The following is a 15,506-nucleotide window of genomic DNA, read 5'->3' on the forward strand; positions in this document are numbered from 1 at the left end:
GCCTTGAGCAATTCTCTCCCACCCGTCCACAACACCGTCGTGGACAGCACGGTCGAGACCTTGGTCCAGATCGGAGTGCTCAATGGGGGGACGGTTGAGTTCAACTTCTTCCCGCAGTCCCCGTTACCCGTCGACCCGCTGGACGAGGCCGCCCACACCCTCGCGGAACGGGTGTTCCGGCAGTGGCGCGAGGAGGCCAACACCTGGGACATCGTCAACCCGGCCCCGATGCGTGTGCGTTGGCGGGCGAGCTGGCCGGACGCGGACCACCCGTCCAAGGTCGGCGGGGAGGTCACCGGAGACGGCGACCGGGTGGGCACCATGGCGGAGGCGTTCCTAGCTCTGGAGCAAAGGCGCCTTGTCTTGCTGGGCGAGTCGGGCGCAGGCAAGACGACACTCGCCGTCCTGCTCGCGCTCGACCTGCTGGCCCGGCGCTTCCAGGACGGCGACCGCGGGCCCGTACCGGTGATCCTCCGGCTGGAGACCTGGGACGCCGAGCGCGACCACCTGCACACCTGGCTGGCACGGCAGATCACCGAGGAGTATCCCGGCCTGCCGCGGGTCGAGGGACGCCACCCCGCCGCACTGCTGGTCTCCGACCGCAGAGTGCTGCCGGTCCTGGACGGCCTAAACGAACTCCCCGAACACCGCAGACACGCGGTCGTCCAACACCTCAACCAGGCACTCACAGACGGCGACCCGCTGATCCTCACCTCACGGACCGCCGAGTACCGGAGGGTGCGGGAACAGGCCGGGGTGGTCTCCTCGACGGCCGTCATCGAGGCCCTGCCGGTCGAGGGGCAGGACGCGGTCGCCTACCTCACGGGCGAGACGTCGCCGGGCCATGTGCACCGCTGGGCCCCGGTCTTCGAGGAGCTGTTGGAGAGCCCACCGGAGCCGGTCGCCCTCGCCCTGTCGAGCCCTCTGATGCTGTGGCTGGCCCGCCGGGTGTACGCGCTGCCGCCCGCCGATCCGGCCGAGCTGATCAGGACGGACAGGTTCCCGACCCGCGCCTCGATCGAGGAGCACCTGCTCGACCGCATCGTGCCCACCGTCTTCGCCCGGACACCGCACGCACCGGACCGGCTGCACGCCCCCGGCCTGTGGAACCCCGCCCGAGCCAGACGCTACCTGGACTTCCTCGCCACCCACCTGAGCGAGCGCCGAACGGCCGAACTGGCCTGGTGGCGGCTGCACCGTGAGCCGGTGGTCCTCGCTGTCGCCGTGCCCGTCGCGCTGGTGCTGTGCCTGCTCGTCGTCTGGACCGCCGAAGGGGTGGCGACATGGCTGCTCGGCAGCCCGTGGTCCGGACCTGAACCGGCCCACCCCGGGCCAAAGCTGGCGTTCGGCACGGGTCTGACCCTGACAGCGCTGCTCCTCGCGGTCCAGCGGTTCTGGTTCCGGCGCCACGACGGGCAGCCACGACGGCTAGCGAACCCCTTCCGCCTGGGCGCCGCCCTGCGGTCTGCCAGCCGGGCCGTCTCGGTGGGAAGGACGCTGCGCGCCGCCTCGCTGGTGCTGCTGCCGTCAGCGGCCTTCGCGGGGTACGCGCTGACGACACCGCACCCCGAGCCCTTCCTGGTGGCGACGGCGTGCTCGTCGCTCCTGGCACCCCTCGTCCTCGCGGCCGTCTCGGCGCCGTCCGACACCGCGGACGCGAGCGATCCCCACGCGCTGCTGCGGGACGAGCGCCGGGCGCTGCTGCTGTCGCTGGTCACGATCGCCCCGCTCATCGGCGTCGGACAGGGGGCGATCGACTGGTTCGCACCGGAGGAGTCGAGGGCCGTGGGGGTGTCGGCGCTGTTCGGCTGGTTCGGTTCGGCGGTGCTGCTCGTGGGCTTCAGCCCGTGGAGCAGGTGGGTGCTGGCGAAGGCGTCCTTGGCGGTCCTGGGCAGGGTCCCGTGGTCGCTGATGGAGTTCCTGCGCGACGCGCACCGTCTCGGGCTGCTGCAACGCGGGGGCGGTGTCTACCGGTTCCGCAACCTGCGGCTGCGGGACCACTTCGCCGGACGCCGTGAGGCCCCCGCACCGGACCTCGCGCACGCCTCCTTCGCTGCCGCTGGCAGGGCCCACCGGGCGGACCCGCGGTCCACGTCCTGGAAGGCGCTCGCCGACGACGACCGGACACCGCTCGGGCACCGCCCGAAGTGGACGGTGCGCGAGGACGAGCGGAGCTTCCACGCCGGGGGGCGCCACCGCGTGGTCCCGGTGGCGCACTGGAACGCGGTGTTCCTGGCCTCGGCACTGTCCTTCGTCATGTTCGCGGTGGACGGCAACTGGCGCATCGGGCTCCGGTACGTCGCGTTCTGGTTCGCGGTGGGGGTGGCCGCCATGGTCGTCAGGTTCCTGGCGGGACCGATCACCCTCGACCTGCGTCTGACGCATGACCACCTGACCTACGTGGTGGGCCGTCGCACCGGCGTCGTCCCCTGGGACGACATAGCGCTCGTCGAGGTGACGACGTACTCGCATCGAGGCTGGAAGGGCGCCGCCTACGGTGTGGTGATCGCCCTGCACCCCGGCGTCCCGACGCCGCACCGTTCCCTGCGGGCGGGCGACGGCCGGTTTCTCGTCCTGCCCCTCCTGTCGCTGAGCCCCTTCCCGCCGCCGGACCTGGAGGCCGCGCTGGCCCGGTTCGCGGGCGTGCGGTGGCGCCCGCCTTGGGTGCATTGACACGTCACGGCCCCGCCTCCTGGGCATGGATGAGTCACGGCCTGGACAAGTCGCCAGGCATCCGGCAGTTGGGGGAGGACACGATGGGGACGCTGATCGCGGTCGTGGGCAGCGCGGATGCCACCCGCACCTACAAACCGCCGCTCACCGGGGCGGAGACGGTGCCGCGCGCAGGTGAACAGCTCGGCCGGGCGCTGGCGGACGCCGGATGCGACCTCATGGTCTACTCCAGCGAGGCCCAGTTCGTCGAGGACAGTGTCGTCACGGGCTATCTGTCCCACGACGGCGTCCGGGACGGATCCGTCCACGTCCGCCCTCCGTACATGGACGGTGAGACGGACTTCCCGTTGCTGGCCGAACGGCCCGAGGTGTTCGACTTACGCTTCGAGACCGGTGACGACTGGGAGGTCGCCTTCTACCGGTCGCTGCGCGAGGTGCACGGCGTCGTCCTCATCGGGGGCAACCGGTCCACCCTGGTCACCGGCCTGGTCTGCCTCACGTTCGGCGTCCCGGTGGTCCCCGTGGCGTGCTTCGGCGGGGCCGCCCGCAGGGTGTGGGACGTCATGAACCGGGTTCCCCACCACGCCACCGCCGACGAGGTCTCCGCCATGGGTGCGGAGTGGCACGCCGACCTGGCGCCCCGCCTGGTACGCCTGCTGCTGGCGCAGCAACAGCGCAAGACCGCCGAGGAGCGCGCGCAGACCCGCGCCCGGCGCGGTGCCGTCTGGCGCAGCGCGCTCGGCATCACCGTCGGCCTGGTCCTGCTGTGCCTCGGGCTCGGAATGGTCCCTTTGGCCTACGCAGTCGACTCGAACGCCACCGTCAACCTCACCACGCTCATCGTCGGCGCCCTCACCACAGGCGCGGCCGGAGCGATCACGCGCAACACCTTCGACCACGGGGAGTCCTGGGCCCGTACGGCGGCCCTGGGCATGTCGGCGGGCGCCGTGGCCTTCCTGCTGTTCGTCTCCGCCCAACTGGCCGCGTCGCCCGGGATGCTGGCCGAGGAGGGCGCCAGACGCCTGCTGTTCTTCGTCCTCACGGTGGGGTTCGTGTCCGGCTTCACCTTCGACGCCGTCTACGACCGCCTGAAGCAGACGGAACCTGCCGCGCCCCAGGCGCCGGGACCGCATACCCCCGTCCCGCAGGTCCCGCCTTCCGACCCGCCCCAGGGAGCGTGACGCCCGGCCGGTAAGAAGCACCACACCCGCGTCAGCAGCCGCCGACCGAGCCAGCGCACGGCGACAGGAAGAGGCCACTGCCTCGACGAGCTGGCCCGCGCCGTCACCGGGGCGCTCGGCGGCAGGAGCGGTATCGCACCGCGCCTCTACCTGCGCAAGCTGGTCGCCGAGGTCCTGGACCACGTCGACGAGTACGAGGACTTCGCCCCCCGCAGCCACTACTCCCTCACCCTGCGCACGGTTGAACTCCGCGACACCGAACCCAACGCGGCCAGCGGTACTGCGACCGCCCCGGCGAGCAACGCGGCGGACGTTCACCTGGACCTGACGTGAGCGTCCGGATCGACGAGGAGAGCGTGCCCGACGCCATCGACCTGCTCGACCCCGTCATCGGTCACCACGTCGTCAACACCCTCGGCTGGCCCGCCCTGCGCCCCCTCCAGGCCGAGGCCGTGGCCCCCTGCTCCCCGGCGGGGACGCCCTACTCCTGGCCCCCAAGACGGGCGGCACGCGACATCCTCCTGGGGGAAGACCCGCCCGTGCGTCTCACGGGGCGGGCGAAGGCACGCCTGGCGGAGGCCAGGGAGGCGCATCTGGACACGGTGCACCCCGGGGGTACCGTCATCGCCCGCCGTCCCGACGGGGACGTCCGGTGGTGGACCTGGGCAGGCCATCGCGCCAACGCCACGCTCGCCGCCACCCTGCTGCCCGCGGTGTCACCCTACCGGCGGGCGCACGCCCACTGGATCCGGCTCCGTGACGACCTCAGCCGTGGGGACTGGGCCACCACCCTGGCCCAGGCGCCCGAAGGCCTGAGCTTGCCCGAGATCGACGGGCGCGCGGTGCGCGGCCTGAAGTTCGCCGAGGCTCTGCCCGCCAGACTCGCCGAGGCGACACTGGCCGCCCGCACGGTGGATGAGGCGGGCGCCCGCGCCACCCTCGAAGAGCCAGTTCGGTTCACCAACCTTCAGTCGGAGCCCTGAGTGTGCGTGGTCTCCTCGGCCCAGCTCTGACGGACGACACCGGCCCTGCGCGGATGCGCCTCGCCCTCGTGGTGGGCAGGGTCGATGACCCGTGACCCACCCCGAGGGCGAGGACTCTCACGGTGCCTCAAGTGCCTGACGCGAGGTCAGAACTGAAGGGCCCAGGCGTCGATCCGCCCCGTGTCGTACGTCGCGTTGTCGCTGACCCTCAGCCGCCAGGTGCCGTTGGCGGTCTCCGAGGAGGCGTTGACGGAGTAGGTGGTGTTGATGTTGTCGGAGCTGCCGCCGGTGCCGTAGCCCTTGAGGGTGTACGCCGTGCCGTCGGGGGCGATCAGCTGGACCTGGAGGTCACCGATGTAGGTGTGGACGATGTTGACCTCGACCGCCAGGCTGGAGGGCGCGTTGCCGGAGACGCCCGAGACGGTGATCGGGGACTCGACCGTGGAGTGGTCGGCGATCGCGTAGTCACCGGTGTTCTCGAAGCGCGGGCCGGGCGGGGTGACCGGGCCGCCGCCGACGTACAGCAGGCGGTTGGGGGAGCCGCTGCCCGGGTTGCCGACCACGTTCGGGGTGGCGGCGGCGACCAGCGCCGAGGACACCTGGGAGGGCGTGGCGGACGGGTTGTCGGCGAGGTACAGCGCCGCGGCCCCGGCGACGTGCGGGGTCGCCATCGACGTACCGGAGATGGTGTTGGTGGCCGAGTCGCTGGTGTGCCAGGCCGAGGTGATCGAGGAGCCCGGGGCGAACAGGTCCAGGACCGTGCCGTAGTTGGAGTAGCTGGCGCGGGCGTCGCTCGAGGTGGTGGCGCCGACCGTGATGGCCTCCGTCACGCGCGCGGGTGAGCGGGTGGAGGCGTTGGTGGACTCGTTGCCCGCCGCGACGGCGAAGGTGACGCCGGAGGCGACGGCGTTGCGCACGGCGGTGTCGAGCGCGGTGTCCGCGCCGCCGCCGAGGGACATGTTGGCCACCGCGGGCTTGACCGCGTTGCGGGCCACCCAGTCGATACCGGCAACGACCTGAGCCGTCGTACCGGAGCCGGAGTTGTTCAGCACGCGGACGCCGACGACCCGGGCCTTCTTGGCGACGCCGTAGGCGTTCCCGGCGACCGTGCCCGCGACGTGCGTGCCGTGGCCGTTGCCGTCCTGGGCGGTGTTGTCGTTGTCGACGGCGTCGTAGCCGTAGGAGGCCCGGCCGCCGAAGTCGCCGTGGCTGATGCGGACACCGGTGTCGATGATGTACGCGGTCACGCCCTGCCCGGCGGAGTCCGGGTAGGTGTACGAGCTGTTCAGCGGGAGGTTGCGCTGGTCGATCCGGTCCAGGCCCCACGAGGGCGGGTTGGGCTGGGTCGCGGCGATGGTGAAGGTGCGGTTCTGGACGACCGAGGCGACGGCCGGGTCGGCGGCGAGACGTTTCGCCTCGGCCTCGGAGGCCTCGACCTCGTAGCCGTTGAGGGCCTTGGTGTAGGTGCGCTCGATGCTGGCGCCGTACTTCTTGGCCAGCGCGCGGCCCTCGGCGGTGCCCGAACGGGCCTCGTCCGCCTTGAGGGTCACGATGTAGCTGTCGGCGACGGCGTTGGCCGCGCCCTCGTACTGGATGTGGCCCTCCGTGGCCGGGGCGGCGCCCGCGGGCAACGCGGACATCAGGCTCGCGGCGAGGGCCGCGGTGGTGACGGCGCCCAGGGCGGCCAGTCTTCGCCGGGCGGCGAACAGGGGAGTACGCATCACTGCCATCTGAGGGGTTCCTCCGCAATCGGTGGTGCGCTGGTGGGGGGGCGTGCGGGGGTGGTGCACGGGTGGCACTGACGCACGGATGATCAGGTCCATGTCAATCGCGGGCGGCATGCCGTGGTGCTGGTTCCGTGCTCGCCTGCCGCGCCGGTGCGTCAGCCGAAAGATTGAGGGATCCACAGGAATTACACAAGGGGCCCTGCGCGGACGGGAGTCCGAAGAGCGTTGTCAGTGGGCGCCGTTACGGTGGCAGCGACTTGATCGACAAGGCCGTCCGGCGGGGAGCCGGGTGAGGGGGTGCGCAGTGCGTGACGAGGACACGTTCGTGATGCCGGACACCTGGCGGGAGCTGGCCCTCCCGAGGCGGGACGGGGCCCGGCGGGCGGCCGGGGAGCCGCATCCCGAGGGCCCGGAGCAGGTGACGCGACGGCTGCGGGAGACCGCCGACCGGGTCGAGCGGCTGCTCGCCGAACCCGACAGCGAGCCACGGATCGTCGAGGCGGTCCGCGCCCATCGGAACGGCACCCCGGATCCGCTGGGCGCGGCCGTCCTGGCCGCGGTGGCGGCCGACTTCGACGTCCGCCAGGGCGTCTTCGTGGACGCCTGGGCCGCCGCCCACGGCATCCCGTTCGCCGCGCGGGCCGTGGTCGCGTACTTCACCCTCGGGGCGACCGGCGGCGACAGCAGCGGCTACACGGGCTCCCGGCTGCGCTTCGCGACCGCGCACCACCGCGTCTGCGAGTGGTACCCCCGGCCCCACTTCGCCGACCGCATGCGCGAGTTGCTGGCCGCCACCGACGACGACACCTACCGGCGGACCGTCGACGAGCTGGCTGACCTGCGGACCAGCGAGCGCACCCGTATCGCCGTGTCCTACCTGCTGCCCACCGAGCGGGACTGGTCCACCGAGTGCACCACGGGCCCGCTCACGGCCGACGAGCAGTTGCGGGCGATGCTGCTGGCCTCGCTGCACTCAGCGGCACAGCTGGCCCACTTCGGCGAACGGGTCCGGCTCGCCTGGAACGGCTGGCGCCTGCCGCTCGTCGCCTCCCTCGCCGAGAGCACCGGCCCCGACTTCGCGCCGCTGGTCGCGCACCTGGTCGAGTACGACCACCCGGACGACTTCGCCGCCGTCCTGGTCGAACTGCCGACGGACGACGCCTTCGGCATCCTCCTCGCCAACGTCGGCCTCAAGCACGTACGCCCCCACCTGCTGGCGGCGATGGGGCGCTACCCCGTGCGCGCGCTGCGGCTGCTGGGCACGGCGGCCGGCGGCACCGGCAAGGCCGCGCCCAACCTCCGGTACCTGCTGGCGGGGCACGTCCGGGCGCACCGGGAACTGACGGCGGCCGTCCTGCCCGGCCTGCCCGCGGAGGTCGCCGCGCGCGTCGAGCCGCTCCTCAGCGGCGCGGACCGGGTGGCCGACGCCCCCGCCGAGGCGCTGCCCGACCTGCTGGTCAGCCCGCCATGGAGAAGGAAGCGCACGGCGCGCACGGCGCGCAAGGCGCGCGTGGCGACCGAGGTCACCCTGCCCGAGCCCCGGGTCGCCTGGGCCGCGGGCGAGCAGGAGGACTGGGCGAGCGTCCTCGACGGCCACTGGAGCGGCCTGCGGGACTGGTCGCGGGAGATCCGGGTCCTCCAGACCGGCGGCGGACGCTCGGGCGTCGGGGACGCCCCGTTGTTCGTCCACGGGCCCGAGGACGTGGTCAGGCCGCTGCTGGCCCGCTGGGCCCCCGAGTGGTGGTGGGACGGCGAGCGGATGCTCAAGCCGGTCGCCGCCCGGCACGGACTGCACGCGGTGCCGGTGCTGCTGCTCGGCACCGCCCGGCGCCCGGCCACCATCGGCCCGCTGCTGCTGCCGTATCTGCACGTCGACGTGGCCGGGCGGCTCTGCGACTGGCTGACGCGGCTGAAGGCCGTCCGCTCCGTCGCCCGCGCCTGGCTGTCCCGGCACGGTCTGGCCGCCGTCCCCTTCCTCGTCCCGCACGCGGTGGGTCCGGTCGGCCGGGAGCGCGGTGGCGCCGGTCAGGCGCTGCGGCTGCTGGCCGCCGAGTACGGCGCGGAGACGGTGGTGAAGGCGGCCGACGCGTGCGGGCCGCGGGCCGCGGACATCGTCGGGGAACTGCTGGCCGCCGACCCGCTGGAGAGCGCGCTCCCGGCCAAGGTGCCCGCCGTCGGCGACTGGGCCGACCCGGCGCTGCTGCCGCAGATCCTGCTCACCGGGGGCGGCGCCCTGCCCGACGACGCGGTGGGCCACGTCCTGACGATGCTGGCGCTGTCCAGGCCCGGCGAGGTCTACCCCGGTGTCGACGTGCTGACCGCGCACTGCACCGCGGACTCCCTCGCCGCCTTCGCCTGGGGCGTGTTCGAGCAGTGGCGGTTCAACGGGATGCCCGCCAGGGAGAGCTGGGCGCTGCACGCCCTGGCCTGGTTCGGGGACGACGGGACCGTCCGCCGTCTCACGCCCGTGCTGCGCGCCTGGCCCGGTGAGAACGCGCACCACCGGGCCGTGGAGGGCCTGGACGTCCTCGCGGCCATCGGCACCGACCTGGCGCTGGCCCAACTGCACTCCATCTCCCAGCGGGTGCCGTTCAAGGCCCTCAAGGTCCGCGCCCAGGAGAAGATCACCGAGGTCGCCGAGGGCCTCGGGCTCACCCGGGAGCAGCTCGGCGACCGGCTCGTCCCCGACCTCGGCCTGGACGCCGACGGCGGCACGGTCATCGACTACGGCACCCGCCGCTTCACCGTCGGCTTCGACGAACGGCTCCGCCCCCTCGTCCGCGACGCCGACGGCAGGCTCCGCAAGGCGCTGCCCGCTCCCGGCGCCCAGGACGACCCCGGGCTGGCGCCCGCCGAGCGCAAGCGGTTCGCCGCGCTGAAGAAGGACGTCCGCGCCGTCGCCGCCGACCAGCTGGGGCGGCTGGAGGCGGCGATGGTGACGGGGCGCACCTGGCCCGCCGCCGAGTTCCGTGAGCTGTTCGTGGCGCATCCGCTGCTGTCGCACCCGGTCCGCCGTCTGGTGTGGTCGCGGGAGCTGGACGACGAGGTGACCGCGTTCCGGGTGGCCGAGGACCGCACCTTCCGCGGCGTCCACGACGACGAGGTGACGCTGCCCGAGAAGTCGTCCGTCCGGCTGGCCCACCCGTACCACCTGGGTGACCAGGTGGCCGCCTGGGCCCGGGTGTTCGCCGGCCACGGGATACTCCAGCCGTTCCCGCAACTCGGCCGGGACGTGCACACCCTCACCGAGGAGGAGGCCGCGGGTGACCGGCTGACCCGGTTCGAGAACACCACCGTCCCGGTCGGCAGACTGCTCGGCCTGGCCACCCGGGGCTGGGAGCGCGGGACGCCGGGGGACGCGGGCATCCAGGCCACGTTCTCCCGACGCGTCGACGACGGCCACGAGCTGGTCTGCGACCTGTCCCCGGGCATCGTCATCGGCATGCCGGACCTGAGGGACGACCAGGTCTTCCGTGCCGTCCGGCTGTTCCCCCGCGGCAGCCGCCTGGGCGACCTCGACCCGGTCCTGGTCTCCGAACTGCTCGCCGACCTCACCGGGGCGACCGCCCCGTGACCGGGCCGCGGCGCCTGAGGGGGCCTCACACCTCGTCGTGCTGCCCGAGGAAGCGGAAGGCGCCGTCGCGCACCTGGTAGAGAAAGGTCGAGCCCACCGGCCGCAACGCGTGCGTCCTGTCCTGGAGGAAGCGGATCCGCTTGGCCACCCCGTCGTGGTCGAGGCGGAAGAGCCGCTCGGCGATCTGCCCGGGTTCGATGCCGTCGCTCCCGCCGAGGCCGCCGATGGCGCGCGCCACCAGGTGCACGGCGTCGTACGCCTCGGCGGCCCAGCGGCCGGGGCCGGCGCCGTAGCGGCGGCGGTGCGCGGCGGTGAACTCCTTGGCGGCCTTGGTCGCCTTCGACGGCGACTCGGCGTACGGGGCGGCGGAGTAGGGCGCTTCGAACACCCAGCCCTCGGCCGCGTCGCCCGCCTCGTCGAGAAAGGCGGACCGCATCACCGGCTCGTATCCGGCGCGGGGCCCGGTGAAGCCCTCCGCCACGAGGGCACGGGCGCAGGCGGCGGCGCGGCCCGGTGCGGTACCGGCGTAGACGAAGGCCTGCGGGCGGGCGGCGAGCGCCGCGCGGACGGCGGGACGGAAGTCGTCCTCGTCTGCGGCGACGGGGTAGGCGGTGGCGGTGCCCTCGGAGGGCGGGGTGCCCTCCAGGTACCTGGCGATCTCGAAGGCGGTCTCACCCCCGGCCCGGTCCTCGATGACGGCGGTGCGTTCGGTGGGGCGCACCCGGGTCAGATAGTCGAGCACCCCGAGGTGGCGGTAGGCGTCGCCCGCCCGGGTCACGCACAGCGTGCGCTGCTCGGCGGTGCTCAGTCCGGCCGCGTCGGAGTCGACCGACACCAGGAGGACCGGCAGCGCGGCGCCCCCGTACAGCGGCGCCGCGACGGCCGCGGTGGCCGTCGTGGTGGGGCCGATGACCGCGCGGACGCGGGAGTCGTCGATCAGCCGCCGCGCGGTGCTCTTCGCGCGGCCCTCGTCGCCCGCGTCGTCGTAGGTGGCCAGGGCGAGCCGGAAGGCGGCGTCGGCGCGGGCGTTGTGGGCGGCGACGGCGAGCCGCGCCCCGTGCTCCTGCGCCGTGCCCGCGGCGCGCTGGGGTCCGCTCAGGTCGGCGTGGAGGGCGAGGGTGTGGGTGGGCGTCCCGGCGGACGAGGCGCCGCCGGTGGCCGTGGAGCGCCGCGCGAGCAGTACGGCGGCCCCGGCGCCGGAGGCGGCGAGGACCGCCGCCACCGATCCCCCGACGGTGAGGACCCGGCGCCGGGTGGTCCCCGGCACGGGCACCGTCTCCGGTTCCCCGTCCGGCACGGCGGGCGCGGCGGCGCGCGGCGGCGGCACGAGGGCGCGCGCCGAGCGCTCGGCCACCAGCCGCAGCACGTCCGGCGGCAGCCAGTCGCCCGGCGGGGCGGCGGTCTCCTCCAGTACGTCGCTGAGCGCGGCGGCCGTCGGCCGGTCGCCGGGGTCCTTGGCGAGGCACTCGACGACCGCGTCCCGCGCCTTGGGCGGCAGCAGCCGGTCGAGGCCGGTCAGATCGGGTTCCTCGTGGACGGTGCGGTACAGCACGGCGGCCGGGTCCCCGGTGCCGAACGGGCGCCGCCCGGTCGCGGCGTAGGCCAGCACACAGCCGAGCGAGAACACGTCGCTGGGCGGCCCCACCGCGCCGCCGGAGGTCCGGGCCTGCTCGGGCGAGAGGTAGCCGGGGGTGCCGATGATCGCGTCGGGCGCGGTCAGCGCGGTGGTACCGGCGCCCTGTGCGATACCGAAGTCGATCAGCCGGGGCCCGTCGCGGGCGAGCAGGATGTTGCCGGGTTTGACGTCCCGGTGCACCAGGCCCGCCGTGTGCACCTCGGCGAGGGCGGCCGCGAGCCGGGCGCCGAGGGTGCCGACGGTCGGCGCGGGCAGCGGTCCGCGGCCGTCCACGGCCTCGGTGAGCGCGGGGCCGGGCACGAAGGCGGTGGCCAGCCATGGCTCGCGCGCCTGCGTGTCGGCCGCGGTCACCGGCACCACCCAGCGTCCGGTGAGCCCGGTGGCCAGCCGCACCTCGCGGCGGAACCGGGCCCGGAACGCCGGGTCGGCGGCGTACTCGGCGCGGATCATCTTCAGCGCCCGCAGGGCACCGTCCGGGGTGCGGGCCAGATAGACGGTGCCCATGCCGCCGGCGCCGAGCCGGGCGAGCAGCCGGTGCCCGCCCAGGGTCTCGGGGTCGTCGGCCCTCAGCGACTGCATCGTGCCTCCACCGCCCCTAGGGCACGTTCAGGGGGCCGACGTAGGTGAACCGTCCGCCGTCGACGCGGTAGTGGTGGACGGTGGTGGCCTGGAGCCTGTTGTTGGTGAAGGTGTACGTCGTGGTCAGTCCCTTGTAGCGGCTCTTGGCGACGGCCTCGGCGACCTGGGTGCGGCCGGGGCGCTCGCCGCCCTTCCCGGCGAGGCCGCCGAGCTGGTGGAGGATCAGGCGGGTGGTGTCGTACGCCTCGGCGCCCCAGACGCCCGGCGCGGCGCGGTAGCGCTCTTGGTGGGCGGTGGCGAAGGCGCGTACGGGCTCGGCGTCGGGCGCGATGTACGACGTCAGGGTCTGCCAGCCGTCGGCGGCGGGGCCCGCCGCGGCGGTGAACGCCGTGGTGGCCGAGGCCGCGTCGACGAACCGCGGGCCGGTGAAGCCCCGGTCGGCCAGCGTCCGGGCGACGGCGGCGGCGCGTTCGGCGGTCCCGGTGTAGAAGAAGCCGTCGATGCCGTGGTCGAGCATGTCGTCGACCACGGGCGAGGCGTCGGTGGCGGCGGCGGGCACGATCCGGGTGTACAGGTTCAGCCGCATGCCCTGGGCCGCGCTCTGGGTGATGAGGGTGTGCTCCATGCCGGTGATACCGCCCGCGCGGTCGACCAGCAGGCCGGGGCGGAACGAGCCGCCGGTGCCGAGGGCGTGGACGGTCGTGTACGAGGCGTAGGCGGTGACGGGGGTGGCGTGGAAGTAGCGCTCGTCCTGTCCGAGGGCCGTCAGCGCGGCGCTGGTGGAGACCTCGGACACGGTCAGCAGCGGTACCCCGGCGGCGTTGTAGATCTCCATGACGGCCTCCGCGGAGTCGTACCCGGTCGGGCCGACCACGGCGAGCATCTCCCGCTCACCGGTCAGCTGCCGGGCCGCGCCCCGGGCGCGGGCCGCGTCGCCCCGGTCGTCGACCACCCGCAGTCCGGCGGTGAACGGCTTGTCGGCGCGGGAGTTGAACTGCTCCACGGCCAGCCGCACCGCCCGCTCCTGGGCCCGCCCCGCCGCCTTCTCCGGCCCGCTGAGGTCGGCTTGCAGCCCGATCAGCCAGGGCTGTGCGGCCGGGGTCTCCTTCCCGTCGTCGTCGCGCAGCGCGGCCCACAGTCCCGCGCCGCCGCCCGCGAGCAGCACGGCCGCGCCGCCCGCGCCCAGCAGGAGTGCCCTGCGCCGTCCCACGCCCCGCGGTACCAGGGTCGGCTCGATCCCGGGCAGGGTGAGCATCTCGGCGGAGCGTTCGCCGATCATGGCCACCACGGGGTCCGGCAGCCAGGCGATGGACCCCTCGGGGGCGTCCTCGACGACGGCGGCGTCCACCTCCTCGGCGGTGGGCCGCTCCCCCGGCTCCTTCGCGAGGCACCGTTCGAGCAGCGCCCGCAGTTCGTCGTCCTCGACGCCGTCCAGGTCGGGGGTGTCGTGGACGGTGCGGTAGAGCAGCGCGTCCACCGCGCCGGTGCCGAACGGCGGGCGCCCGGTGGCGGCGTACACCAGCACACAGGCGAGCGAGAACACGTCGCTCTCGGGCCCGACCCGCCGGCCGCGGGCCTGCTCAGGGGAGAGGAACCCCGGGGTCCCGACGACCATGCTGTCCGCGGTGAGGGCGGTCTCCTCCACCGCCGTGGGCCGCGCGATGCCGAAGTCGATCAGCCGGGGCCCGTCCGGGGCGAGCAGCACATTGCCGGGTTTGACGTCCCGGTGCACCAACTCGGCCTCGTGGACGGCGGCCAGGGCCCGCGCGAGCACCTTGCCGAGCACCCGCACCGCCCGCGCGGGCAGCGCCCCGCACTCCAGGACCGCCTCGGCCAGCGAGGGCCCGGGCACGAAGGCGGTGGCCAGCCACGGCACCGCGGCCTCGGTGTCGGCGCCGAGCACCGGCACCACCCACGGGCTCCGCACCCGCCCGGCGGCGACGGCCTCTCGCCGGAACCGGGCCCGGAACTCCGGCTGGTCGGCGTACTCGGGCTGGATGGCCTTGACCGCGGCGAGGTCCCCGTCCCGCTCCACGCGGGCCAGGTACACGACACCCATGCCGCCCGCGCCCAGCCGCCCCAGCAGCCGGTGGTCGCCGAGCCTCGACGGATCGCCCGGAAGCAACCGCTCCATCACGCACCGTCCTTGGTGTCCTGGCCGTCCTGGCCGTCCTCGCCGGAGTCCCCGGTCCCCTCGCCGGAGTCCCCGGGGTCCCCCACGGGCCGCCCGATCTCGTCCTGCACCCGCGTCATGACCGTGGGCCCCGCCGTCCCGGCCATGTCCTCCAGATCGGCCTCACTCCACCCGCGTCCCCCGCACACCGAGGTGCTGGCGGTCACCGACCCGAGCTGGGACTGCCGCCACCAGTACTCGTACGGTCCGCCGCGGGTGTCGCTGACGCACTTGCCGGACTCGATCAGCAGGTCCTCGCTGTGGTTGTTGGCCCCTTCGCCCCCCGCGTGCGCGGACGACGTCAGCTCGACCAGCCGCTCCCCCTGGCGCAGCGTCTGTTCCCGGCAGCCGAGCGCCTCCTCCAGCATCCGGGCCTGCTCCCACGCCGCGTCCAGCCCCGTGCGGTGCACGGTGACGGTCGCCGACATCCGTACCTCCCCCTTGCCGCCCCCGGCGGGCACCACGTAGTGCCGGGTCAGCGAGGCCAGCACGTCCTCGGGCAGCGGCTCCCGCTGCCAGACGCAGTCCTCCCCCAGCACCGCCCAACGGCTCGGATCGCTCTCGTACGGCGTCCCGCGCACCGCCCGCGACCCGAACATCTCCGGCCCTCCGATCACCCTCCGGATCAGCGCCCGCGCCTCGGCCGCCGTACCGGGGAGCTTGCCCGGGTCGGCTTCGACGGTGGGGTCGGTGACGGGCATCGGCTCGGACTCCGCGGACGCCTCCCCGGACGACGCGGCCCCCGACGCACCGGCCTTGACCTTGCCCTTCCCGTCGTCTTCTCCCCCGTCGGTGCAGCCCGCCACCAGTAATCCGCACACCGCCAGAGCGCCCCAGAGGCGCAGCACCCGCACCCGGTCCACGCCCTCACCCCCCAGTTCCGTTTCCGGCGGCCGCGGTCGACGGTCGCCCCATGTCCGTACCGATGCCACGGTGGTCGTCGACGGTTCCCCGTCCCGGGCGTCAGTACGAGGTCAACT

The 15,506-nt window shown here is 74.2% G+C and carries 9 protein-coding genes; 5 read left to right on the top strand and 4 right to left on the bottom strand.

All coding sequences use genetic code 11. The features are described 5' to 3' along the window. The first annotated feature begins 3 nt into the window (after positions 1 to 3). The 4 genes from KBY47_RS21645 (at position 4) to KBY47_RS21660 (ending at position 4,837) form a co-directional block, all read left to right on the top strand. The gene (locus KBY47_RS21645; protein WP_210923162.1) at positions 4 to 2,673 is read left to right on the top strand and encodes an NACHT domain-containing protein; all 2,670 of its coding nucleotides are present in this window, start codon (positions 4 to 6) and stop codon (positions 2,671 to 2,673) included. Positions 2,674 to 2,756: 83 nt separating this feature from the next. Then, entirely contained in the window at positions 2,757 to 3,854 is a 1,098-nt protein-coding gene (locus KBY47_RS21650) for a hypothetical protein (RefSeq protein ID WP_247695022.1), read from the top strand. Between the two features lie 90 nt (positions 3,855 to 3,944). Next, positions 3,945 to 4,187, top strand: a complete 243-nt coding sequence (locus tag KBY47_RS21655; protein WP_210923182.1) for a BREX system ATP-binding domain-containing protein — start codon at positions 3,945 to 3,947, stop codon at positions 4,185 to 4,187. Beyond that, the gene (locus KBY47_RS21660) at positions 4,184 to 4,837 is read left to right on the top strand and encodes a hypothetical protein (protein WP_210923164.1); all 654 of its coding nucleotides are present in this window, start codon (positions 4,184 to 4,186) and stop codon (positions 4,835 to 4,837) included. The genes KBY47_RS21655 and KBY47_RS21660 overlap by 4 nt, the downstream gene beginning before the upstream one ends. A 146-nt stretch (positions 4,838 to 4,983) precedes the next feature. On the opposite strand, the gene KBY47_RS21665 is transcribed toward KBY47_RS21660, so the two are convergent. Continuing rightward, positions 4,984 to 6,567 (bottom strand): S8 family peptidase, encoded by a 1,584-nt coding sequence (locus tag KBY47_RS21665; protein WP_282108432.1) that lies wholly within the window; start codon positions 6,565 to 6,567, stop codon positions 4,984 to 4,986. Between the two features lie 301 nt (positions 6,568 to 6,868). Here KBY47_RS21665 and KBY47_RS21670 point away from each other — a divergent pair, with 301 nt between their 5' ends. Further along, positions 6,869 to 10,138 carry a DUF4132 domain-containing protein gene (locus KBY47_RS21670; RefSeq protein ID WP_308405226.1) on the top strand — a complete coding sequence of 1,090 codons (3,270 nt, stop codon included), beginning with the start codon at positions 6,869 to 6,871 and terminating at the stop codon, positions 10,136 to 10,138. Between the two features lie 25 nt (positions 10,139 to 10,163). Here the strand turns inward: KBY47_RS21670 and KBY47_RS21675 are convergent, their stop codons facing one another. Genes KBY47_RS21675 through KBY47_RS21685 form a run of 3 tightly spaced genes read right to left on the bottom strand, consistent with a single transcriptional unit; the run spans position 10,164 to position 15,389 of the window. Continuing rightward, positions 10,164 to 12,353, bottom strand: coding sequence for a bifunctional serine/threonine-protein kinase/ABC transporter substrate-binding protein (locus KBY47_RS21675; RefSeq protein WP_210923170.1), 2,190 nt, complete (start codon positions 12,351 to 12,353; stop codon positions 10,164 to 10,166). A gap of 16 nt (positions 12,354 to 12,369) precedes the next feature. Then, positions 12,370 to 14,487: a bifunctional serine/threonine-protein kinase/ABC transporter substrate-binding protein gene (locus tag KBY47_RS21680; protein ID WP_210923171.1), complete on the bottom strand. Its 2,118-nt coding sequence runs from the start codon at positions 14,485 to 14,487 to the stop codon at positions 12,370 to 12,372. Further along, complete coding sequence (locus KBY47_RS21685) at positions 14,487 to 15,389, bottom strand: hypothetical protein (protein WP_210923172.1); 903 nt, start codon at positions 15,387 to 15,389, stop codon at positions 14,487 to 14,489. The genes KBY47_RS21680 and KBY47_RS21685 overlap by 1 nt, the downstream gene beginning before the upstream one ends. Between the last annotated feature and the right edge of the window lie 117 nt (positions 15,390 to 15,506).

The sequence above is a fragment of the Streptomyces sp. B93 genome, from assembly GCF_018070565.1.
Lineage (GTDB): Bacteria > Actinomycetota > Actinomycetes > Streptomycetales > Streptomycetaceae > Streptomyces.

Bases quoted from the DNA above. Each gene is read 5' to 3' on its own strand.
- KBY47_RS21665 (WP_282108432.1), bottom strand. From the start codon at position 6,567: ATGGCAGTGATGCGTACTCCCCTGTTCGCCGCCCGGCGAAGACTGGCC.
- KBY47_RS21675 (WP_210923170.1), bottom strand. From the start codon at position 12,353: ATGCAGTCGCTGAGGGCCGACGACCCCGAGACCCTGGGCGGGCACCGG.
- KBY47_RS21650 (WP_247695022.1), top strand. From the start codon at position 2,757: ATGGGGACGCTGATCGCGGTCGTGGGCAGCGCGGATGCCACCCGCACC.
- KBY47_RS21680 (WP_210923171.1), bottom strand. From the start codon at position 14,487: ATGGAGCGGTTGCTTCCGGGCGATCCGTCGAGGCTCGGCGACCACCGG.